The 21,320-nt window shown below is 39.1% G+C and carries 20 protein-coding genes and 1 tRNA gene; 12 read left to right on the top strand and 9 right to left on the bottom strand.

The window, feature by feature from the left end; genetic code table 11:
• Nucleotides 1–751 precede the first annotated feature (751 nt).
• On the top strand, nt 752–1,723 hold the full coding sequence (gene sds / locus HEQ36_RS05405; RefSeq protein ID WP_053538571.1) for a solanesyl diphosphate synthase: 972 nt from the start codon (nt 752–754) through the stop codon (nt 1,721–1,723).
• 186 nt (nt 1,724–1,909) lie between these two features.
• Here sds and HEQ36_RS05400 read toward each other — a convergent pair whose 3' ends face one another.
• Complete coding sequence (locus HEQ36_RS05400) at nt 1,910–2,383, bottom strand: hypothetical protein (protein WP_053538572.1); 474 nt, start codon at nt 2,381–2,383, stop codon at nt 1,910–1,912.
• A gap of 213 nt (nt 2,384–2,596) precedes the next feature.
• On the opposite strand from HEQ36_RS05400, the gene hetZ reads away from it, so the two are divergent.
• The 5 genes from hetZ (at nt 2,597) to gmk (ending at nt 9,100) form a co-directional block, all read left to right on the top strand.
• Nucleotides 2,597–3,784 carry a heterocyst differentiation protein HetZ gene (hetZ, locus tag HEQ36_RS05395; RefSeq protein ID WP_053538573.1) on the top strand — a complete coding sequence of 396 codons (1,188 nt, stop codon included), beginning with the start codon at nt 2,597–2,599 and terminating at the stop codon, nt 3,782–3,784.
• A 194-nt stretch (nt 3,785–3,978) separates the two neighbouring features.
• Entirely contained in the window at nt 3,979–4,755 is a 777-nt protein-coding gene (locus HEQ36_RS05390; protein ID WP_234413338.1) for a PatU, read from the top strand.
• A 345-nt stretch (nt 4,756–5,100) separates the two neighbouring features.
• Nucleotides 5,101–7,422, top strand: a complete 2,322-nt coding sequence (locus HEQ36_RS05385; protein ID WP_205748383.1) for a DUF3488 and DUF4129 domain-containing transglutaminase family protein — start codon at nt 5,101–5,103, stop codon at nt 7,420–7,422.
• A 549-nt stretch (nt 7,423–7,971) separates the two neighbouring features.
• The gene (remA, locus tag HEQ36_RS05380) at nt 7,972–8,238 is read left to right on the top strand and encodes an extracellular matrix/biofilm regulator RemA (protein ID WP_015080662.1); all 267 of its coding nucleotides are present in this window, start codon (nt 7,972–7,974) and stop codon (nt 8,236–8,238) included.
• Between the two features lie 265 nt (nt 8,239–8,503).
• Nucleotides 8,504–9,100, top strand: a complete 597-nt coding sequence (gmk, locus tag HEQ36_RS05375; protein WP_053538575.1) for a guanylate kinase — start codon at nt 8,504–8,506, stop codon at nt 9,098–9,100.
• A gap of 145 nt (nt 9,101–9,245) precedes the next feature.
• Here the strand turns inward: gmk and HEQ36_RS05370 are convergent, their stop codons facing one another.
• The 3 genes from HEQ36_RS05370 to HEQ36_RS05360 all read right to left on the bottom strand — a co-directional run bounded on the left by HEQ36_RS05370 (nt 9,246) and on the right by HEQ36_RS05360 (nt 10,557).
• Complete coding sequence (locus HEQ36_RS05370) at nt 9,246–9,710, bottom strand: photosystem I reaction center subunit XI (RefSeq protein WP_039203683.1); 465 nt, start codon at nt 9,708–9,710, stop codon at nt 9,246–9,248.
• A gap of 166 nt (nt 9,711–9,876) precedes the next feature.
• A complete protein-coding gene (psaJ, locus tag HEQ36_RS05365) occupies nt 9,877–10,023 on the bottom strand; it encodes a photosystem I reaction center subunit IX (RefSeq protein ID WP_039203682.1) in 147 nt (48 codons plus the stop codon).
• 39 nt (nt 10,024–10,062) lie between these two features.
• Nucleotides 10,063–10,557, bottom strand: coding sequence for a Photosystem I reaction center subunit III (locus HEQ36_RS05360; RefSeq protein ID WP_053538576.1), 495 nt, complete (start codon nt 10,555–10,557; stop codon nt 10,063–10,065).
• 462 nt (nt 10,558–11,019) lie between these two features.
• On the opposite strand from HEQ36_RS05360, the gene tsaD reads away from it, so the two are divergent.
• On the top strand, nt 11,020–12,063 hold the full coding sequence (gene tsaD, locus HEQ36_RS05355) for a tRNA (adenosine(37)-N6)-threonylcarbamoyltransferase complex transferase subunit TsaD (RefSeq protein ID WP_053538577.1): 1,044 nt from the start codon (nt 11,020–11,022) through the stop codon (nt 12,061–12,063).
• Between the two features lie 62 nt (nt 12,064–12,125).
• Here the strand turns inward: tsaD and HEQ36_RS05350 are convergent, their stop codons facing one another.
• Complete coding sequence (locus HEQ36_RS05350) at nt 12,126–13,016, bottom strand: alpha/beta hydrolase (RefSeq protein WP_039203158.1); 891 nt, start codon at nt 13,014–13,016, stop codon at nt 12,126–12,128.
• A 199-nt stretch (nt 13,017–13,215) separates the two neighbouring features.
• Complete coding sequence (locus tag HEQ36_RS05345) at nt 13,216–13,935, bottom strand: hypothetical protein (protein WP_027402292.1); 720 nt, start codon at nt 13,933–13,935, stop codon at nt 13,216–13,218.
• Nucleotides 13,936–14,328: 393 nt separating this feature from the next.
• Here HEQ36_RS05345 and HEQ36_RS05340 point away from each other — a divergent pair, with 393 nt between their 5' ends.
• The 3 genes from HEQ36_RS05340 to HEQ36_RS05330 all read left to right on the top strand — a co-directional run bounded on the left by HEQ36_RS05340 (nt 14,329) and on the right by HEQ36_RS05330 (nt 16,166).
• Complete coding sequence (locus HEQ36_RS05340; protein ID WP_039203157.1) at nt 14,329–14,856, top strand: GNAT family N-acetyltransferase; 528 nt, start codon at nt 14,329–14,331, stop codon at nt 14,854–14,856.
• 164 nt (nt 14,857–15,020) lie between these two features.
• Nucleotides 15,021–15,094 (top strand) — tRNA-Pro (locus HEQ36_RS05335).
• A gap of 622 nt (nt 15,095–15,716) precedes the next feature.
• Nucleotides 15,717–16,166, top strand: a complete 450-nt coding sequence (locus HEQ36_RS05330; protein WP_168634842.1) for a thioesterase family protein — start codon at nt 15,717–15,719, stop codon at nt 16,164–16,166.
• Nucleotides 16,167–16,173: 7 nt separating this feature from the next.
• On the opposite strand, the gene HEQ36_RS05325 is transcribed toward HEQ36_RS05330, so the two are convergent.
• Genes HEQ36_RS05325 through menA form a run of 3 tightly spaced genes read right to left on the bottom strand, consistent with a single transcriptional unit; the run spans nt 16,174 to nt 19,412 of the window.
• On the bottom strand, nt 16,174–17,499 hold the full coding sequence (locus HEQ36_RS05325) for a 2-succinylbenzoate--CoA ligase (RefSeq protein WP_168634841.1): 1,326 nt from the start codon (nt 17,497–17,499) through the stop codon (nt 16,174–16,176).
• Nucleotides 17,484–18,452 (bottom strand): o-succinylbenzoate synthase, encoded by a 969-nt coding sequence (locus HEQ36_RS05320; RefSeq protein WP_290706927.1) that lies wholly within the window; start codon nt 18,450–18,452, stop codon nt 17,484–17,486. Before HEQ36_RS05320 ends, HEQ36_RS05325 begins: the two co-directional genes overlap by 16 nt.
• A 60-nt stretch (nt 18,453–18,512) precedes the next feature.
• Nucleotides 18,513–19,412, bottom strand: a complete 900-nt coding sequence (menA, locus tag HEQ36_RS05315) for a 2-carboxy-1,4-naphthoquinone phytyltransferase (protein ID WP_168634839.1) — start codon at nt 19,410–19,412, stop codon at nt 18,513–18,515.
• 104 nt (nt 19,413–19,516) lie between these two features.
• On the opposite strand from menA, the gene HEQ36_RS05310 reads away from it, so the two are divergent.
• Together HEQ36_RS05310 and HEQ36_RS05305 are read left to right on the top strand one after the other, a co-directional pair.
• Complete coding sequence (locus HEQ36_RS05310) at nt 19,517–19,678, top strand: hypothetical protein (protein ID WP_168204480.1); 162 nt, start codon at nt 19,517–19,519, stop codon at nt 19,676–19,678.
• A gap of 79 nt (nt 19,679–19,757) precedes the next feature.
• Nucleotides 19,758–21,173, top strand: coding sequence for an isochorismate synthase MenF (locus tag HEQ36_RS05305; protein WP_168634838.1), 1,416 nt, complete (start codon nt 19,758–19,760; stop codon nt 21,171–21,173).
• Nucleotides 21,174–21,320 lie beyond the last annotated feature (147 nt).

Genomic DNA, 21,320 nt, shown 5'->3' with positions numbered 1-21,320 from the left:
ATGTAGTTAGCTATACAAAACATTCCAGGCGAAAACTAATTTTCTCTGGTCAATCAATTTATTTTCTTTAATATCAACTTTCCCAGGCTATACATCCGACAGCAGCAATTTTGCTCGGCAGCAAACTCTAACCGCGCTTATCAGCAGTCTACCCAGCCTGTGTTATTGACCTCACACCAATTTAAATAAATGTACGCTAAGACTCAACGTGCGTTGAATACGTTGAGTTAGTTCCATAACTGGAAAAGCACAATTCAACTCAAAAGGCATGGTTATTGCCTAGAATTTAGGGATTATTCCTATTTTCTCTTTGGCGACGAGTTATTTTATACTCACAACGCTATCACGTAAAATCACTGAATGATGGTTTTACGCTGGAAGTGAATAATCTGAAAAACTTAATATCTCTAGGTATTAGCCTAACACAGCCAACCTGAATTTGAAGCTAATTTCTGGACTAAATTTAAAAATTTTTCATTGCTAACCGTCAACTTGAAGTTACCGTCAATGTGTGTTATTTTATTGACATCAAAGTTTTCGTTACTACGCAATTTATTAATTAACAAATTTAGCAAGAACTATTTAACCTTAAGATAGCCTCCGATTATAACACATTCATAATCTAATGTGTGAATAACGCAATAGATATTAAAAATCATCTTGCTGAAGGAAAACTTTGCGCTGACACTGGGTTATCTTAAAATTAAAGAATATGTAAACTTTCGTAACCTAAGTCAGAGTCCGCCCATCCATGACCCCAGCCACCTCCCTGTTTACCCCTGTGGAAGCAGACCTGCAAATACTAGCAGATAACCTTAAACAGCTAGTTGGAAATCGCCACCCCATTCTCTATGCCGCAGCCGAACATTTATTCGGTGCTGGGGGGAAGCGAATCAGACCTGCAATAGTGCTACTTATATCGCGGGCAACCATGCTCGAAGAAGATATTACCCCGCGTCACCGACGACTGGCAGAAATTACAGAAATGATTCACACAGCCAGTCTAGTCCATGATGATGTAGTAGATGAATCAAATGTTCGTCGCGGTGTACCGACTGTACATAGTTTGTTTGGTAATCGCATTGCTGTGCTTGCAGGGGATTTTCTCTTTGCACAATCGTCTTGGTATTTAGCAAATCTAAATAATTTGGATGTTGTTAAACTGCTTTCTGAAGTAATTATGGACTTAGCCGCTGGAGAAATCCAACAAGGGTTAAATCGTTTTGATGCTAGTCTTTCTACAGAAACGTACCTGCAAAAAAGCTATTACAAAACAGCCTCATTAATTGCCAACAGTTCTAAGGCTGCTGGATTAATTAGTGAAACATCCCTAGAAACTGCCGAACACTTGTACAGTTATGGTCGCCATCTAGGTCTTTCCTTTCAAATAGTAGATGATATTCTTGATTTCACCAGTTCAACAGACACCCTGGGTAAACCAGCGGGTTCTGACCTCAAAAGTGGCAACCTGACAGCACCAGTTTTATTTGCTTTAGAAGAAAAACCCTACTTAGAAGTCCTGATTGAACGAGAGTTTGCCCAGGCAGGGGATTTAGAGCAAGCACTGGCACTAGTCCATGATAGTAGAGGTATCCAAAGGGCGAGAGAATTAGCTGCTCACCATGCTAGGTTAGCCACCGAGTCTATTGGTGTTTTAGAACCATCAGCATCACGTGAAGCACTGATGAATTTGACCGACTATGTACTAAGTCGGCTCTACTAAAAAAAAGTTAAGGCGATTTAAGCAGGACTTACGCAACTGGAACATTGGTAGGGTGCGTCAGATATCAACAATCTGTTTATTTGCAGGATTTATACAGTCTGACGCACCCTACAACTACTAAGCAAAATTGAGGGCGATTTAAGATTTGGGATTGTGGATATTAAATTTCCTAAATCCCAAATTTAGTTAGGCAATATTGGGAGGAACTGTTTTTTGGGCTTTAAATTGCTGTAATTGTTGCTGGATCAGCTTTTCTAGCTCAGAACGCCGCACTTCTACAGTATTGGTTAAATTTCCTGGTGTTTCTATAAAAACTATGCTGTGTACTGGTTTCAAAGCTACCAATTGGAATAAAATTTGAGTAACATCCATGAGGGTTGGCAGCAAGTGAGGGTCACGCCCAGCATCTGAGATTAGGGAAACATCTTGTATGGTAGGGAAAGCGTAAATAACTTGCTTTTCTATTCCTGGATTTGCGCGATTGCTCAATGTAGTTAAAACCCAATCTTGCTCAGAATTTTGGAGAATAAAGTATTGGTAGTGGTTTAACTTTTGGGCAATGGCGACTAATACAGGGGCGATTGATACCATAATCTTTGGTGTCACGCCATCCTGGGGTGCATTGTCTATCAGCAATTGAATTTGTGCTTCTAAATCCATCATGATTTGTAAATGACTTTTGGATAATGGCTAAAACATGAGCAAGAAAATATCCCACTAAATTGGGATTTGTCAAGTTCAATCTGCTTATGCCACATATCCTCACTGTAAATTGGTTTGCGTTTGACTTGTACACAACAACCATGAAACTATTATCCAAAGTCTAACAAGTCGTGTCCAAAGTATGTTAGGGTCTTTTTGAGAACTGGGACTATGAATTCAACAGCAATCGCAACTAATCAGGGGAAAATTTCTATCAGCGTGGAGGTCATCTTTCAATTCCTATTTAGGGAACTTCAACAGTCAACTAAGGCTTCGGAGCAAAATTGTCACGATGTGTCGGTGAGAATTACTAACGAAGTTCTGCGAATTTGCAATGAAAGTAAACGCATTCAAACTTCCGGGTCTGTAGAAAGTTCAGCCATGAGCCTAGCTAAACATCGGTTACAACAGTGTATTCGATACTATCAGTTAGGTTCAAGTCGTGGAAGGATAGAATTACACAGCACACTGAGTGCTATTGTTTATCGTTATATTAATCCCCCTCACAAGCAATTAAGCTATCAAGGGCGGTTGACTATCATTGAAGATTTTCTCCAGAGTTTTTATTTGGAGGCTTTAAATGCTTTTAGAAGGGAAAACCAATTAGCTCCGACCTATCGCCCCCAGACTCTTTTAGAATTGGGAGAATACATGGCATTTACCGAACGATATGGTAAACGTCGGATTCCACTCCCCGGAAGGCAGCAACAGCTAATTATTTTGCGGGCGCAAACTTTTTCCAAGCAACAGCCTTTAGAAACAAGTGTAGATATAGAACAGGCATCAGAGGGTGGTAGTGGTGAGTTTGACGGTTCTTGGGAAGAACCAGCTATCCATCAATTGCGCTCGGCTATGGCTATGCAGCCCGAACCAGAAGAAGATACCCTGCGCTCGGTTGTGATTACTGAATTAATAGATTATTTAGAAGAAAAAGAACAATCTGACTGTGCTGATTACTTTGCTTTGCGTCTTCAAGATTTATCAGCACCAGAGATTGAGTCAATTTTAGGTTTAACATCTCGGCAGCGTGATTACTTACAGCAACGGTTTAAATATCATTTAATTCGGTTTGCTCTTTTACATCGTTGGGAATTGGTTCATGAGTGGTTGGAAGTTTCTTTACCCACTAATTTGGGTTTAACTCCGATTCAATGGAAAACTTATCTGGCACAACTAGATGATAAACAAAAGTCTATCTTAGATTTGAAGCAGCAAGGAAAACCTGACGAGCAAATATCTAAGATATTAGGCCTGTCAATGGCACAATTACAGAAACGTTGGTTGAAGATTTTAGAACAAGCTTGGGAAATTCGGAATTCTTTAGTGTCCGGATCTAGTGCATCTACCCATGAATGGTGACTTGTGAATCTTCACAAAATGATCAACTTGCTTGGGTATTGAAAAATCATAACTTCAACACTTACGGGTATAGCTTGTTATAATGTGAGGAAATTGACGGGGTAGATATTCATTTCAAGATGGTAGCCAAATTATTGGTGAACTCAGATTGATAAGAAAAGCCCCAAACCTTTCAATTGGGAGAAATTCCTACTGTGCAAGAACGTTTTCAAGCTATTCTTAAACGTCGTTTACAAGACCAAGTAGAAAAAAATCCGCCGTTGTTCCCTTGGGAAACACAATCAATGGAGTATCCCGACTGTGTAGAAGAACAATCTCTGGGTTTAGTTCCTGTTTGGGGGTGGACTGTCCACCAATCTAAGCTAAATTTGCCTATTCCTTTGCCTGAAAAAGTTTTTTGGCAATTGCTAGAAAAATGTCAGGTGTTATTGACATCTTCTTTACCTCTGGGAGCTAAGTTAGTTCAGGTGGTAGAAAGTATGTTCCCTACAGATGCTCAAGCTATTAATGATTTGGCTGGGTTAGTCCTGAGAAGCTCTTATCGTTCTGCTGATACTTTGACAGCTACGGCTGATGTTGAGAGTGATTATTTTGATTTATTGCCACGTCAACAAATGGCTTTGTCTTTAATGGCAGCCAAGCAGTTGTTGGAAAATTTAACTTTGCCAATTTCATTGACTCAGCCACTGGTAGAGAAACAATGGCTCACTACGGTGGGGACTTTGAGTATTCGAGTAGAATTACGGAATTTAGGTAAATTCATCAAGTTGACGGTTCAGGGTGAATTACCTACGCCGGGGATTTTACAACTCCAGGGTAATGATACTCAAGAATTTGTGAAATCTGAGACTTCAGAAATACCAGTTGTAGAGTTACAAATTGATAGAAATCAGCCAATTTATACTTTGGCAGTGGAGTTCCCTGAATTAGATCAACAGCCTTTGTTGTTGGCTATTCAGGTGAAAATCTAAGGTAATATTGCCTATCTAGGAGTTAGATGGGAGCAATAGACATCTCTAAAAAAGATGCTAGAGACATTCTATGGAACGTCTCTACAAGGGTTTCAGGTCAAGCATCTTTAATTTCTGGAGATGTCTAATGGCAACTAATGGATCATAATCTTGCTGAATTTCCTGGTTTTAAAACTTAGTTCTCTTTGCAATCAACAAGATCAATTCAATATTTAGCTATGAGCGGGATACTTGTACTCTCAGGGAGTCTGAAGCTAGGATAGGGGGGAAGTTGAAAACGAGATGATAGTTTTCTACCTAGTATAGTATCCGCAGCGTCTACATCATAGCTTTGCTTATTTGAAAATGTTTAATTTGTCTAGGATTAATCGGTTTTGGCGTTTACCGTTAGGTAAGCAGTGGCAACCAACTAGAGGAAAATCGCCAGTCAAAGAAGTGGAAGATTCGATTCCTTTGCGAGCGCTAGTGATGGTACTGGTAATTTTGGGGATTGTGGCTACGGATATTGCTGGTGAGACTCAATTTAGTCTGTGGACTGTTCCACTGACTGTGGTGGGAACGTGGTGGAGTTATTACCGTCGTCGTGATTCTAATATTCCGATCCAGTTTTGTATTGCGATTGGAATGTTGTTGGCTTTGGGGGCTTTTTTTGGGCGGTTTATTGGTAATTGGAATGATACTCGGCTAAGTTTGGCGGAGTTATTGATTCAATTGCAAGTATTACATAGCTTTGATACGCCTCGGCGGAAGGATTTGGGCTATTCGATTGTAATTGGGTTGATTTTGGTGGGTGTGGCGGCGACTTTGAGCCAAACTATGGCTTTTGCGCCTGTGTTGCTGTTGTTTTTAGCGATCGCTCTCCCCACTTTAGTGCTGGATTACCGATCTCGTCTAGGGTTCAAGCCATCAACTTCGGAAAAATCTGCCAAAAAGAATAATCCTAATTTCAATTTTAAGGTTCTAATTTTAAATTTTTTGGTGATTGTGGCTTTGGGACTGGGGATTTTCGCTATTTTGCCTCGGTTTCCTGGTTATCAACTGAGGTCTTTTCCTGTAAGTGCGCCGCTGAAAGTCCCAGATAATTTTACAGGCAGGAGTATTATTAATCCCGGTTATGTCCGTGAAGGTAAGGGTAATGGTCAAGGTAGTGGTAATGATAGTGGTAGAGGCTCAGGAAGGGCTGGTGAACCAGGAAAATTAGATAATAATTTTTATTACGGTTTTAATAGCGAGATGAACCAAAATCTGCGGGGAGAGATGAAACCCAAGGTGGTGATGCGGGTGCGATCGCAAGCTGAAGGTTTTTGGCGCGTTCTAGCCTTTGACAATTACACAGGCAAAGGTTGGAATATTTCCCGTAATGATCAAGTTACCACTCTCAGACAATCACCTTGGACTGCCCGGATTTCTATTGATCCTCCACCATTCACGACTCTCACCAAAGAGGTGGTGCAAACTTACAATTTGGTGTCGGAATTGCCTAACCTGATTCCAGCGATGTCCTATCCCAAAGGCTTGTATTTTCCCACTCCAGCCATAGCCATTGATCAGGAAGATGGTTTACGTGCGCCAGTGCAGTTGTCAGAAGGGCTAACATATACAGTTGTTTCAGATGTCCCTTACCGCGATCGCTCTTTATTGGTTAAAGCCTCAACTAAATACCCAACTAATATTAAACAGTATTATCTGCAAATCCCACCAAAAATTGCCGATAAAGTCCGAAAACGAACCGAAGAAGCACTGGCTAGTTATGATCAACAAAGGGTTTCCCGTTCTCCAGGGACTAAAAGCCTAGATTCGGCTTACGAAAAAGCTCTTTATTTAGCCCAGTATGTCAAACAAAATTACACCCTACCCACCAATCCCTTGGACTTGCCTTATTTGGATGAAAAGGATGATTTAGTAGAAAGCTTTTTATTCAAAAATAAAGGTGGTTATCCCGACCATTTTTCCACTGTATTAACGATTATGCTACGTTCTGTAGGTATTCCATCACGGCTAGTGGCGGGATTTGCCCCAGGAGAATTTAATCCGTTTACGGGGATGTATGTTGTCCGCAATACAGATGCCTATGCGATGACAGAAGTTTATTTCCCCAAGTATGGCTGGTTTACCTTTGATCCAATTCCTGGACATCCTTTGATTCCCCCTTCTATCGAAGAAGATCAAACTTTTAGTGTGCTGCGTCAATTTTGGAATTGGATAGCTGGTTGGTTACCTTCACCAATTACAGCTATTTTAAATACTGTGTTTGGGACGATATTTAGCTGGTTATTCCAAGGGGTAGCTTGGTTCTTAAGTTTATTTACTAAAGGTTGGTTAGGAATATTAACCGGCTTAATCGTGGGGACAATCGCCGCTTTCTTCGCTTGGCTGGGTTGGGGACAATGGCGGAAGTGGCTTAACTTGCGTTGGTTAAAGAAATTACCGCCTATGGAAAGACTGTACCAACAAATGCTACAATGGACTGCCAACAAGGGTTTAGGTAAGCATCCTAGTCAAACACCCCTAGAATATGCCCAGCTTGCATACCAACACCATTCTCCAGAAATAGCTGAGGTGATAGATGAAATCTGTCATGCTTATGTGAGTTGGCGTTATGGTGGACATACTCCCAACTACCAGCAATTACAACAAAAATGGCAAGCATTAAAGACTTCCAAATAAAAAAATAAATAAGTTGGCGTTAAACAATGAATATATGTAACGAAATGTAAATTCAACAAATACCCTATAAATATGTTATTTCAGGGTTTTTACCCACATTTAGCATAAGTAAATATACTCAAAGTATTTTTAAGGGCAGGTTAAGTAGTGAGACAGAATTAATTACACAATGTCATTGCGTTAGCGCAGCGTGGCGTTAGCCATATGGAACGAAGTGAAACGAAGCAATTCCAAGGGTTGTGATTGCTTCCCTTCGCTCGCAATGACTGTAAATATTTTTGTCCAATTACTTATTTTGTCTCCGATATGATTTTTTATCTTAAAATACCTGCTGAATGTGGGGTGCATAGGTTCTGTCCCTACAATTCTGCATATATCATAGGGAATATTTTTAGGAGATTTAGCGGATAATACAGCTAAAAAAAGCATTAATTATGAAAAAACTCTGGCTAACGTGGTTTAAATCGTTGTAACTACCATTCTTTAGCGATAACATGGGAATAAGTTTACTACGAGCTTTTCATTTTTCGTTTAGCTGAAATCTTTTTTATGGAAATTCAATTAATCAATATCGGTTTTGGTAATATCGTCTCTGCCAACAGAGTCGTTGCCATCGTTAGTCCAGAATCTGCTCCCATTAAACGGATTATTACCGATGCTAGGGATAGAGGTCAATTAGTTGATGCTACCTATGGAAGACGGACTAGGGCAGTGATTATTACTGATTCTAGTCATGTTATTCTCTCCGCGATTCAGCCAGAAACAGTAGCCAATCGGTTTGTCATTTCTCGTGATCATCATGTTGTAGATAATTAATCATCGGCATAATTATCAACCCAATTCTATTTGTACCATATCGGCTGTAGGATATGAATAGACTGGATTTCTGTCACCAGTGCTACAAATTCTTTAGTCTTGATGCTATTTTGAAGAGTGAGGATGAGAAATACTGGCGCAAAAGCTTATACCACAGGTATTTAACCATCTCAAGTCCCAAGTTCAAAATGGTATTAGTTATTTTAGTCGCTAACACAAGACTAAGGAATCATTTGTATTTATTAATTCACTCTTTTCACGGATAATGCAAGTCTTACCTACCCATAATGGTGCAAATACGAAAGAATGTCTGCCTCTGGGCAAACTAATTGTTTTAACCGGTCCGAGTGGAGTCGGCAAAGGTACATTAATGAATGAAATTCTCCGGCGTTATCCAGAATTGCATTATTCAGTATCTGCAACGACTCGTTCTCCCCGTCCGGGAGAAATCAATGGTAAAAACTATCACTTTATTAGTCGGAGTCAGTTTGAACAGTTAGTTACTCAAGGCGAATTTTTAGAATGGGCAGAATTTGCTGGTAACTGTTATGGTACGCCCCGTGAGGCTGTGCTGAATCACGTTCAAGCTGGTAAGTTGGTGGTGCTAGAAATTGAGTTAGCAGGAGCAAGACAAATTCGTCATACCTTTCCTAGCGCTCTCAGTATCTTTATTTTACCACCTTCATTTGCAGAATTAGAAAAGCGGATACGCGGGCGCGGACAAGATGCGGAAGAGGCTATTTCTCTTCGTTTGCAACGTGCTGAAGAGGAAATTGTCGCTGCTAACGAATTTGATATAAAAATTATCAATGATGATTTTGAGCAAGCTGTAAAGGAAATAGAGAAGGCGATTTTTGAATAAATATCTGGTAATGGGTAATGGGTAATGGGTGATTGGTAAACAAATTCTCCCTCTTGCCTGTTCCCTCTTGCCTCTTGCCTCTTGCCTCTTCCCTAAATGGGTAATAGCCCAAATTAGCAACTATTACCCATTACCAGTCATCAAATTAACCCAATAAACCTTGGATTAATCCAGAATTACCTGTCAAGAAGAACGCAACTACTGCGCCACCGATACCACCAATTAAGAAAGCGCTGGCAAAATTATTCCAGCTTTCCTTAGAGTTGAAAGCATCAACAGGAGGATTGGGTACAGCAACACTAGCAAGAGCTTTATCAGGATTGCTATTAGCGTATAAAGATAGACAAGCAGTTAAAATTACAACCAAGCCAATACTGCCCAGTAAACCAGCTAAGTTAGCATTAGGGGCATTGCGTAAGGGACCTAACTTATCGAAAGGTCCAAATAACAAATAACCATGAGCCATACCAACTTCTAAACCACGTCTAAAAGGATTTAGACCGGGGCGATAAGCTGGTAAATTGCTAATAAACCACTTCACCAAAGGGGCGGAATTGATGGGGGTTTCTAGGTCGCCTTTTTGTGGGTCACGTCCTGCTGCTATTGCCATAACTATTGTTCGATTCCTTGAATCACTGTTGTTAGTTTTTTAAGGCATGAAACCCGTAAATTATAGTTAAGATTACGAGTTTCATACATTATTTAAGATTGTTTATTGCTAAACAATCCAGAAGAGAAAGCTAATTTACTTAGCTTTTCCTAACCGTGTTTTCAACCTATAGGGGGTGGAAAAGTAGGTCGGGGAAGAAGCGGTTAAATTCAATCAAAATCCCGGCTGTGATTGTTAGCCAGATTGTAGCCGCAACGGGGGCAGTAGAGATGAATGTCAGCAAGTAGTTGGTTTCGTCGCCTTTTTCAGCCATGAATTTAGTCTCCAGAATGAATAAGTGAAAACAAATGAATTAACGTGGCGAAACGGTAATTTCTGAATCCTTCGCTGTTAATTCGCCGGAGAGCAATTCTTTGATTGCTGCTGCTGGCCAAGCAAAACCGGAGGTGATGATAGGTAGGGCAAGACCCAAATCAATTTGGATTTCTTTTTGCTCCGCATTTGATTCTTTTTGGATTGCTTGGAGATAAGCACGGCCTACCCAACCAATCCAACCAGCAATGTAGAGGAAGAGAATACTAGGGATTAAAAAATCACCAGCATGATCAAGACGGCCATCTACAATCAAGTGGGGATAACCTTCTGGTCCACAGAGTGCCTGAGAATAACGTTCAAACCGCTTTTTACCTGATTCGGGGTCAGGGGTGGTGTTACGGGCATTTAGTGCTAGCTCTTGAAAGGCGGGAGAGTCTTTACAAGGAACAAGATTTGCGCCTAGTGCTTTAGCTTCAGGAGCAAAATTGAACCAAAGAGTCATCACCAAAAGCAAAGCAAACAATCGTCTCATGGAGTTGTTTCCTTTTATTACAAAACGAGAAGTTTCTTGTACAAAACGAAGCGGCTTGTACAGTCTTTATTTTAGATAACTAGGAAGTCATCATACTCTTGGCTGGGGACTGAGTAAAGTTGAAGTCAATAAAAGTTAAAGCTTCTCAATCAAAAGATAGGGAAAAGGGCAGGGGGCAGGGGGCAGGGGGCAGGGAGTAGGGAGTAGGGGAGTAGGGGAGTAGGGGAGTAGGGGAGTAGGGGAGATATGAGAGAATGTATATATTCCCTTGCCTTTTGCCTTTTGCCTCTTGCCTCTTGCCCCTTGCCTCTTGCCTCTTGCCTCTTGCCCCTTGCCTCTTGCCTCTTGCCTCTTGCCTCTTGCCTCTTGCCTCTTGCCTCTTGCCCCCCTTGCCTCTTGCCTCTTGCCTGTTCCCTGTTCCCTATTCCCTATTCCCTATTCCCTATTCCCTATTAATCTACTATGACAACCGTTTTGGCTATTGAAACCAGTTGTGATGAAACTGCTGTGGCAATTATTAAGAATCGTGAAGTATGTAGCAGTATTGTTGCTTCACAAATTCCTGTTCATCAACAATATGGTGGGGTAGTGCCAGAGGTGGCTTCACGTCAGCATTTAGAAACGCTGAATTATGAAATAGAGCAAGCGATCGCATCTAGTCACTTAGATTGGAGTCAGATTGATGGAATAGCTGCCACCTGTGCGCCTGGACTGGTAGGAGCGTTGCTGGTAGGATTAACGGCTGCTAAAACTCTGGCAATTGTCCATGATTTGCCTTTTTTAGGGGTGCATCACCTGGAAGGTCATATTTACGCGACTTACTTGAGTGAGCCAAGTTTAAATCCTCCCTTTCTTAGCTTACTTGTTTCTGGAGGTCATACAAGCTTGATTTATGTGAAAGATTATGGTATCTACGAAACCTTGGGAGAAACCCGTGATGATGCGGCGGGTGAGGCTTTTGATAAAGTGGCGCGGTTGTTAAAACTGGGTTATCCCGGTGGACCAATAATTGATAAACTGGCACAAACTGGCAATCCCCAAGCTTTTACATTACCGGAAGGAAAAATTTCTTTACCTGGTGGGGGTTATCATCCTTATGATTGTAGTTTTAGCGGATTGAAGACAGCAGTATTACGTTTAGTGCAGCAGTTAGAGAAAGAGGGCAAAGAAGTACCAATAGCGGATGTAGTGGCTAGTTTTCAGGATACTGTAGCGCGATCGCTCACCAAAAGGGCGATCGCCTGCGCTCGTAACTATAGACTAGATACCATTACCGTAGGTGGTGGTGTAGCTGCTAATAGTGGACTGAGAAAGCATTTACAAGCAGCAGCCAACAAACATAACATCCGGGTTTTATTCCCCCCCTTAAAATTTTGTACCGACAACGCCGCCATGATTGGCTGTGCCGCCGCCGAACATCTATCGCTTGGGAGAACATCACCCCTCACATTAGGAGTGCATTCCCGGCTCTCACTGAACCAAGTCATGCAATTATACGAAAATTAGTTCAGGAGGTAGGGGCGCAGGGCCTGCGCCCATTCAGGAGTTCAGGAGAAAGAAGAATTTTCTTAATGACCAATGACCAATGACCGAATATGTTCAGCTACGGCTTCTGGTTGCTCCAACATAGCCAGATGACCACAATCGGGAATTTCAATCACATTATCGCCCACGTATTGAAAAAGCCAATGAAAACTTGCTAAATGGCGGACATACTTAGGTTCCATCACCTTATCGTCAGCACCAGCTAAAAAATAGACTGGCTGTTTTAATTTGGATACTAATTGGGGTAGACAGTTAATTTCTTCTTCCGTAGTAGAGTCGAGAAGAGTTCCCAAAGCAGCTTCAGGGTCAGCAATAATAAAATCAATCAGTCGTTGACGCGCCCAATATCGGTCTAGAGGACGCAACACACTAGCTTTAGTAAACAACAAATCAATCCAAGGCATTTGTGAAAGCCAACGGGGACGAACCTGTAAAAATTTTTGCCCAGTGGCGCGAAATTGCTCAAAAGCTTCCTTCAGATAAATCCCACCACCGGCATTAATACAAATCACACCTTGAACACAATCAGGTAGTTGAGCCGCCGTCCATAGAGCAATAGTACCACCTAAGGAATGACCAACTAACCAAGCACTAGAAATATTCAGGTGTTGGAGAAGCACAGCCAAATCCTGAGCATAAGCATATGGAGAGTGCATAGAATCCAAAGACAAACTAACCATACTAGAGTCTGTAGCAGCCAGTTCTATATCTGATGTCACCTGAGACTGCGATTCGCCAAAACCTCGTAAATCATAAGATAAACACTGCAAATCTACCGATAAACGAGAAATCACAGGTTGCCAATATACGCTACTATTTAGCCAACCGTGGATAAATACTAAAGTATGGGGGCATGATGTGGGAGCAGTTAGCTCATAAGTATGTGGAACGCCTAAGATTTCTATTGTTGCCATAATTAAATATCGTACCCTCAAGGGTGGGTGCGACTCAATACAACTCAACACGAACAGAGAACCAAAAATTCAAAAATTAAAATTTTGAATTAAGCAGATGGACGTTAAATAAACAAAATGTGTAAATAAAAGTACAATTACCTAAAACCTCTTGCCTTGTCATAACAACAATTTTTAACGCCAACCTACTGAGCTAATTTTATTGATTAAGTAATCTATGTTTCACTCCTTCCGCGATTTTGTGACCTAAATATTCAGGAATGAGACTTTCATTCGGACCTAACAAATAAAGAATTAGTCGAGTCCGTCCGCGCCAAACTAGTAAATTGGCGTTAACCACCAGCAGGTCTTCTTGCCAGATAGCGTACATCACTTTATAGAATAATCCAGGTTGATTATCAGCTTCAATTACTAAAGCCGGAAGATGAAAAACAGGATCAACATAGAAATCAGTTTGTACCTGTTCCAAACCAGCATCAAGATTAAATTCTACAGCCAGCATTTCTTCTACCTCAAATGTGCCTGCTAACGCCTCACGAATGGCACGACAAACATTTTCAGCAGTTTTTTCAGTCAGTGCTTTATTGCCACGAGATACCAGTAATTTAATAAAAACCAGCATTGGTGGTCGAATTTGACCATATAAACTTAGACCGTGAATAGTTAAACCATAAGCTGCTAGGACACCAAAAATATCGCTCAAGAGGAAAGATTGATTGCGGTAGGCAAAATGAAGGGCGCTTTTGCTCCCTTCTGGCTTCATCTCAATAACAGCCCGTTTAGTTTTATAAAGACGGTATGCTAGGCGTAAATTTTGAAGTTGAATCTCACTGCTAACAAATTGCTCATAGAATTGGGGAAACGCCCGATTAAAGCGTTTCAGGAGTTCTAGAGTTGAAGATTTTAAACCAGAAGCCATTTTTGCGGGTAGGACTTGCTTGTTTTGTACAAACTGGGACAGGGGAGAAGAGAGGCAGGGGGGCAGGGGAGGGAAGAACAGAAGTTTTTTCCGATCATTACCCGTCAAAATAAATTTGACAGACCACTAGTCACGAAAATGAGAAAGATACTTGAATTTCGGAAAATTTTTGCCTTTGGTTCAGTTTTATGGAGTAGTGTCAAAACAAAATGCTAGAGTTGAGAGTGATTGGGAAGAAACACTTGATAACTAGCTGTGAGTATTGCAAATCGCTAAACCGCGTAGAATGTTTCTAGTGAATTAGCCGGCAATAATCATAGTGATGTTAAATGTGAATCAACACTTTTTAAAAGTGGAAACCAATTTTAGTCATACTACCCGAACTGCATTGGCATGGGTTTTTGGAAAACTTGGTTTAGCACTCCTGAATCTTTAGCGACAAATAAAAACACTGCTGTTAATGAGCATACAGCGGAAGTTGATGGTAATTCTAGTGTAGGTAAGGATCAAATCGTTTTCAGTACGGAAAGAGATATTGACCTTTATGAACTTGAAGAACTCTGTGATGCAGTTGGCTGGTCACGTCGCCCTCTTAGAAAAGTAAAAAAAGCTATTGAGCATAGTTTTCTCGTAGCCTCTATGTGGCAAGTGCGAGGAAACAAAAAGCGTTTGATTGGTTTTGCCCGTGCTACATCAGATCATGCTTTTAATGCCACTATTTGGGATGTAGTCGTTCATCCTGATTTTCAAAGTAGAGGACTAGGTAAGGCATTAATGAAATATGTCCTCAAAAAACTCAGGAGTGAAGAAATTAGTAATGTCACTCTTTTTGCCGACCCTCATGTTGTAGATTTCTATAAGACGATGGGCTTTATGTCAGATCCTGAAGGTATAAAAGGAATGTTTTGGTATCCTCAGTGATCAAGGTGGCTGGGGTGTGGGGATTAGGGAATTGAGGATATTTCCCTAAATCTGATTTTTCTGGATCATTTGGGTTTGCATTTATTATTTTTTGTGATATGATAGTCGAGATGAACCAAAAATACATGATTCGGTTCGTGTGGAGTTTGGTTTTGATGGCTTTACGGGATGTAGCGCAGCTTGGTAGCGCGCCTGCTTTGGGAGCAGGATGCCGCAGGTTCGAATCCTGTCATCCCGACTTATGCGTAGTTATACTTGGTAATAACATTCCTATGATACTACTACACTGCGGCTTAAGGGACTTCCAATTAAAAAAATACCCAAAAATTTCTTGTGGTGCGGGCATCTTGCCTGCTAATCATCAAGGACAGGCAGGATGCCCATCCCACAAAATTGGGTAATTTATTTTTTGGTGTTCCCTAAGTGAATAAACCATTTTCAAGCCTTGTAATCAATCAAATTTTCGGAGCTTTTAATAGTCATATTATTTACACCAGGCTGTACTAGTAGATTCTGACCATGAAAAATTCAGAAAGTAGGGGCGCAGGGTCTGCGCCCAGAAACGATTCATCAATAACAGCATGAAATTTATTTACCTCAACCCGTAATAGCTAAGCTGTTACGCAGCTAAATTTAATATTTTGCAGCCTAGAGTCCTTGTAGTAAGGCTTTTAGGCAAAAAAAGCAAATGCGTAACAGCTTATTAAGAATGGTTACTTTATTTGCGCCATGCTGTACTAGGACTTACGCATTGACAAAAAACATTATCTATCGGTTCTGAGATCATGGGATTTTTATTAAAAGTTAATATGAAGTAAAATGATATGTAATAGCAGATTTTAATTCAGGACATCTTTGTAATGGCTTTTACGTATTACCACACTGTAAGATTTCAAGATACTGATGCGGCTGGAGTCGTTTATTTTGCTAACATTTTGAGAATTTGTCATGAAGCTTATGAGGTTTCATTAGCAGCTTCTGGTATTAATCTTAAATCATTTTTTACTAATCCATCTGTAGCTTTTCCTATTGTTCATGCAAATGTAGATTTTTTTCGTCCTATGTATTGTGGTGACAATTTAGTAATTAGTTTGTTACCGGAAAAAATAGGTTCGGATAAGTTTGAAATTACCTATGAAATGACAGGAGATGAAGCAATGGTTGCTAAGGCAATTACTAGGCACGTTTGTATTGATGCTAGCAGTAAAATTAAGCAGGAATTACCAGATTATATGAATCATTGGTTAGAAACGAACCACAGAGACGCAGAGGGCGCAGAGAGAAGAAGGTCGAGGGAGGAGGTTATGTAATTTTCCATTAGTTAGTTTTTATAAATTCTGCGGCGATTTGTTGGAGTTGTTGACGGTTGATTTTACCTTGGGTGTTACGGGGTAGGTTTGGTAGGGAAATCCAATGTTTGGGAATTTTGAATTTACTCAGTTGATTTTTTATTTGGGTTTGAATTTCTCTGGGGGAGATATTTCTATCTTTGGGAATATAAATGGCTGTTAATGCTTGTCCCCAATGTTTATCAGTTATACCAATTACACAGACATCTATTACCATGTTTGTTTTTCTAATCGCTGATTCAATTTCTGTGGGGTAAACATTTTCTCCACCTGTAATGATTTTGTCGCTATTCCGTCCAATAATATGTAAGTAGCCTTGATTGTCTAAAAAACCAATATCATCAACTACAAAGTTATCTCTATTTTCCCACATTTGGGGATAATAACCTAATGCTAAAGATTGACTTTGAATATTTATATTTCCTGGTTGATTATCAATGATGATTTTAGCATGGGGGAGAATTTTCCCACTATTAAATTTACCTTGTAAAAATTCATCAGGTTTAAGAGTTGCTATTTGAGAAGCGGTTTCTGTCATGCCATAGGTAGGTGCTAATCTAATCTGATGATATCTTGCTTTTTCTAATAATTCATCCCAAGGTGGCGCACCTCCTAACAGAACTGTAGAAAATTTGGATAGCCATTGGGTTAATTCGGGATTTTGGAGAAGTTTTTGTAATTGGGTGGGAACTAAAGATATAAAAAAATCGGCTGGGTTAATATTTGGTAGTTGAGAAGTTTCTAATTTTTTAGATGAGGTAATTACTAATTTACCTCCTGTTGTGAAGGAACGCATAAATTGCATTAATCCACTCACATGATATAATGGTAATACACAAAATGAATTAACTGAATTGATTTGAAAATATTCTGTAAATCCTTGCACTGAAGTAGTTAATGTTTGCCATGTATGAATAGCAAATTTAATCTTTCCTGATGAACCACCTGTAGGAATCATGATAGTATTAGTAATTGGTAATTCATAATTGATAATTGGTGATTTTGAAAAATTATGATCTATTCCTAAAACTATATCTGGTTGCACTAAATTAAAGACTTGTTCCCATTCCGCTTGACTCCAATCTGGGTTACAGAGAAAAACCGGACATTTAGCCGCACAAGCTGCAATAAAACTGGCTAAAAATCTCACTGGTGATCTTTCTGCAATAATAATTTTTGGGGTTGATAACTGAGTTAATTTTAAATATAATTCTGTGGCTATTTGTGGTAATTCTTGGCTATGATCACAAATTAGCCAATCATAATTTTGTATATTATCTAAAAGGTTTTCCATAGACTTTCTAGCCAGTTTGATTCTTGTGGTTGAAAAAAGTGGTTAATTCCAAAACCAACAGCGCGGTTATTACCAGATAATTCTGCTGCTAATTGTAATGCAGCTTGTCTCCCAATTTCGGTTTCAAATACCGATGAAAATACAACATCAATTTGATGTTTTTTACAAAACTCTTTTAACCGAAATGGTGAACCGAATATCCCCGGTTTAATCACGAAAATTCCCCGCCAACCTTGTTGAAAACATAATTCTAATTGGTGAAGATTGGCGATAGATTCATCTAAGGCTATTGTTGTAAAATATGAATTACTTAATTCTTGCATTTCTCTAAATTTATCTACAGGTAAAGGTTGTTCGATAAATTCAATTTTGGATGAGAATTGATCACACTTCTTTAACCATAATTCAGCTTCTTGATAAGTAAGTCCCCCATTAGCATCTAAACGCAATTTTGCTGAAGTTGGTAAACTGGAAATTAGTAAATCAAATATTTCTAATTCTTGATTTATCTCATCAACACCAATTTTCCATTTAAAGGTTTTATATCCTTGTTCCCATAAATTACCCCATTGATTTAAAGCTAATTTTCCCGCTGATAATAAGCCGCTGTAGGTGAGATTAAAATTAGTAGCTTTTTCCATAACCAAAGCAGATTCAAAAGCAAATTGACAGGCTGGTAAATTATCTGGAATCGCTAAAATTATCTCTTGAGTAATTGCTTTTGGAAGTTGATAACAAAAATCTAAAGCTTGTTTGATAGTTTCTGAACCAAACCAAGAAATGGGAGAAATCTCCCCCCAACTAACATTATTTTTTGCATCAATCAAGCGAATAATGATACATTCGCGGGTTTCCCAAACCCCATGATTAGTAATAATGGGATTTGTGAATTTTTGACTAAAGTAACGGAAGGAAAATTGATAAACCATGAAGGACTTCCAAATAAAAAACATTCAAACTCTCATTCCTCTGTGTCCTCTGTGCCTCTGTGGTTCGTTTATTCTTAATGTGCCTTAACCAAGAATAAATCCTAAACCCAAAAATAAGCAACTCACAAACTGAACTCTGATAGCGATGAATTTAGAATTGCTGACTTTATCTGGTTGGTTGTGATTTTCTAAAACATGACGACATAATTTCACCGCAAAAGGTAAACTCAGAAAACTAAGTAATGTCCAAATTGGGAAAATATTCAAAATCACAAATAACAAAATTAGAGGATAAATACTCGCAGTAAAACCCACTAAAACCTTTGCACCAGTGTGAGTTCCTAGACGCACAATAGGAGATTTCTTTCCTGCGGCTATGTCATCTACAACTTGATGAAAATGGGAACAAAATAACACTAAACTGGTAACAATGCCCAAAATTACCGAAGCTGCTAAATTGGTCATAGACCAGGTTTGAGTTTGACTATAATAAGCCGCACTCATACCCAAAGGACCAAAGGCAAAAAAGCAGAGAATTTCCCCTAAACCTTGGTATCCTAGACGGAAAGGGGGACCTTGGTACATATAGCCCAAACAGCAGCATAAGAGGATTATAGCAATAACTGTGGGGTCTTTTTGCAAAATAGCGATCGCTATTATTCCCAACAAACCCAAACCTAAACACAGGTTTCCTATCCAAAACATTAAGGTTTTGTTACCAGTTAAATTCACCAATGAATGATGTTTATTCTGATCAATTCCTGTTTCGGCATCAAAGACATCATTACTAATATTTTCCCAAGCTAAAATCAAAATTGCCGCAGCAATAAACAAGGAGAATATTATGGGATTAAAAATCTTTATTTCCCTAAATGCTACCGCCGAACCTACCCAAATTGGCATAATAGCAACACTGTACATTGGCGGTTTAATAGCCGCCATCCATAATTTAGCTTGAGGTGGTGAAATCTGAGTTGAAGTCATCAGTTGTGATTAATTAAATTACCAGAACTTTAGTTATCAGTTAAATTTTATAATTTTGCATGATACTTGACTAGCTATTTTAGATTTAGGATTGTTGATCACGTATGGGTACAATCAATCTAAAATTGTTTAACTTTGGTAAATTACCAAAAAATGCTAGTTTTATGATTATAGGCGAATATCCTGCCATGAAACCTGCTATCTTGCCGCCAAAACAGGATAAACCCCATAATCAAGCTAAGTTTATGCTGGTTAATGGTGACTGAATTATGTTACCTATAAAAATACCACCATGATTTATTACATTTTAGGAAGATAACTTAATAAAAATTAACTTATACATCCATGACAATTTCACCATGTCGCAGCCACACCTTTGTAGACTACAAATACCTTAATCAATTACTATTAGAGATTCAGGAAAATTGCCGTCGCCATAATTATAGTAAAATTGTGAGTATTCCCCTAGAAATTGGCTTAGTTGATCCTTTGCTGGTTTTTGATCAATTTAATCAGAAAAATACCATAAACTTTTATTTTGAAAATAAAAGTAATGGTGAAGCAATAGCAGCAATTGATACTTTAGATAAAATAGAAATTTCTGGTAAAGATAGGTTTACAAAATCAGAAGAATTTATTAAAAATTGTCTGAAAAATATAATTCCTATTTCTCACGAAAATCAGACTTTTTCCCTACCTCGATTTTTTTGTACTTTCAGTTTTTTTGATCAGCATAAAAAAGTAGATTGTCCATTTCCTTCTGCTACGGTTTTCCTACCTTGTTGGCAAATAGCTTTAAAAAATAATTGCTGCACATTAGTAATGAATACAATTATCAATTCTAGGATTAATATTACCAAAATATTAGATAATTTACAACGCCATTTAGAAATTATTAGATCTTTGCATACCCATTCTCTAAATATTGATAAATTTCCCTTAAACTTATATAAAAAAATCACTAATAACGGTGAAAAATTTAAAACTTCTGTTTCCTCAGTTTTAGAAATAATTCATGCTAACCAGTTAAGAAAAATTGTTTTAGCTGATATCTTAGATGTCAGTGCTAATCATGATTTTAACTTATTACAATCTTTAAATAATCTCCGCCAAATACATCCTAATTGCAATGTATTTTCCACCAGTAATGGTCAAGGACAAAACTTTATTGGTGCTAGTCCAGAACGATTAATTAGTATTCACAAACGACAGTTAATTACTGATGCTTTGGCAGGTTCTGCACCGAGGGGAAAAACTCCCACAGAAGATGCTACAAATGCTAGCAATTTAGTTAACAGTACCAAAGAAAAACACGAACATAAACTGGTTCTAGATTTTATTACTCAACATTTATCTCAACTGGGTTTATTCCCCCAAGTTTTAGCCCCTAGACTGCGACAATTATCTAATATTCAGCATTTATGGACACCAATTAGCGCAGTAGTTCCTAATAATATTCATCCTCTACAAATAGTTGCTAAACTCCATCCTACTCCAGCAGTTGCCGGCGCAGCGCGAGATATTGCTTGTGCAGAAATTCGCCGTTATGAAAATTTTGAAAGGGGTTTATATGCAGCCCCTTTAGGTTGGGTAGACGGAGAAGGAAATTGTGAATTTATTGTGGGGATTCGTTCGGCTTTAATTGATGGTAATTATGCCAGACTGTATGCAGGTGCGGGTATTGTTGCTGGTTCAGATCCTCAAAAGGAATTTGCCGAAGTGCAACTTAAACTACAAGCTTTATTAAAAGCCTTGGTTTAAAGACTTTCCCTCGTTCCTAGACTCCGGCTAGGAATGCCAGCTATGAGGCTCTGCCTCCCGTCAAATATATTTCCTTGTACTCCGACTAGGAATGCCAGCTATGAGGCTCTGCCTCCTCTATCACTAGCGGCAGAGCCGCAATTCAGC

The organism is Anabaena sp. 54 (genome assembly GCF_017355725.1).
GTDB classification, from domain to species: domain Bacteria; phylum Cyanobacteriota; class Cyanobacteriia; order Cyanobacteriales; family Nostocaceae; genus Dolichospermum; species Dolichospermum heterosporum.
Note: the sequence above shows the minus strand (reverse complement) of the source record. Positions and strands in the feature narration are given on the sequence as shown.

Excerpts from the sequence above, each read along its gene's own strand:
- HEQ36_RS05320 (WP_290706927.1), bottom strand. The coding sequence starts at position 18,452 with ATGTTTTTTATTTGGAAGTCCTTCATGGTTTATCAATTTTCCTTCCGT.
- HEQ36_RS05350 (WP_039203158.1), bottom strand. The coding sequence starts at position 13,016 with ATGGCAACAATAGAAATCTTAGGCGTTCCACATACTTATGAGCTAACT.
- HEQ36_RS05400 (WP_053538572.1), bottom strand. The coding sequence starts at position 2,383 with ATGGATTTAGAAGCACAAATTCAATTGCTGATAGACAATGCACCCCAG.
- HEQ36_RS05370 (WP_039203683.1), bottom strand. The coding sequence starts at position 9,710 with ATGGCAATAGCAGCAGGACGTGACCCACAAAAAGGCGACCTAGAAACC.
- HEQ36_RS05325 (WP_168634841.1), bottom strand. The coding sequence starts at position 17,499 with ATGGAAAACCTTTTAGATAATATACAAAATTATGATTGGCTAATTTGT.
- HEQ36_RS05385 (WP_205748383.1), top strand. The coding sequence starts at position 5,101 with ATGTTTAATTTGTCTAGGATTAATCGGTTTTGGCGTTTACCGTTAGGT.
- HEQ36_RS05360 (WP_053538576.1), bottom strand. The coding sequence starts at position 10,557 with ATGAGACGATTGTTTGCTTTGCTTTTGGTGATGACTCTTTGGTTCAAT.
- hetZ (WP_053538573.1), top strand. The coding sequence starts at position 2,597 with ATGAATTCAACAGCAATCGCAACTAATCAGGGGAAAATTTCTATCAGC.
- HEQ36_RS05305 (WP_168634838.1), top strand. The coding sequence starts at position 19,758 with ATGACAATTTCACCATGTCGCAGCCACACCTTTGTAGACTACAAATAC.
- remA (WP_015080662.1), top strand. The coding sequence starts at position 7,972 with ATGGAAATTCAATTAATCAATATCGGTTTTGGTAATATCGTCTCTGCC.
- gmk (WP_053538575.1), top strand. The coding sequence starts at position 8,504 with ATGCAAGTCTTACCTACCCATAATGGTGCAAATACGAAAGAATGTCTG.
- menA (WP_168634839.1), bottom strand. The coding sequence starts at position 19,412 with ATGACTTCAACTCAGATTTCACCACCTCAAGCTAAATTATGGATGGCG.
- psaJ (WP_039203682.1), bottom strand. The coding sequence starts at position 10,023 with ATGGCTGAAAAAGGCGACGAAACCAACTACTTGCTGACATTCATCTCT.
- HEQ36_RS05330 (WP_168634842.1), top strand. The coding sequence starts at position 15,717 with ATGGCTTTTACGTATTACCACACTGTAAGATTTCAAGATACTGATGCG.
- HEQ36_RS05340 (WP_039203157.1), top strand. The coding sequence starts at position 14,329 with ATGGGTTTTTGGAAAACTTGGTTTAGCACTCCTGAATCTTTAGCGACA.
- HEQ36_RS05310 (WP_168204480.1), top strand. The coding sequence starts at position 19,517 with ATGGGTACAATCAATCTAAAATTGTTTAACTTTGGTAAATTACCAAAA.
- tsaD (WP_053538577.1), top strand. The coding sequence starts at position 11,020 with ATGACAACCGTTTTGGCTATTGAAACCAGTTGTGATGAAACTGCTGTG.
- HEQ36_RS05345 (WP_027402292.1), bottom strand. The coding sequence starts at position 13,935 with ATGGCTTCTGGTTTAAAATCTTCAACTCTAGAACTCCTGAAACGCTTT.
- sds (WP_053538571.1), top strand. The coding sequence starts at position 752 with ATGACCCCAGCCACCTCCCTGTTTACCCCTGTGGAAGCAGACCTGCAA.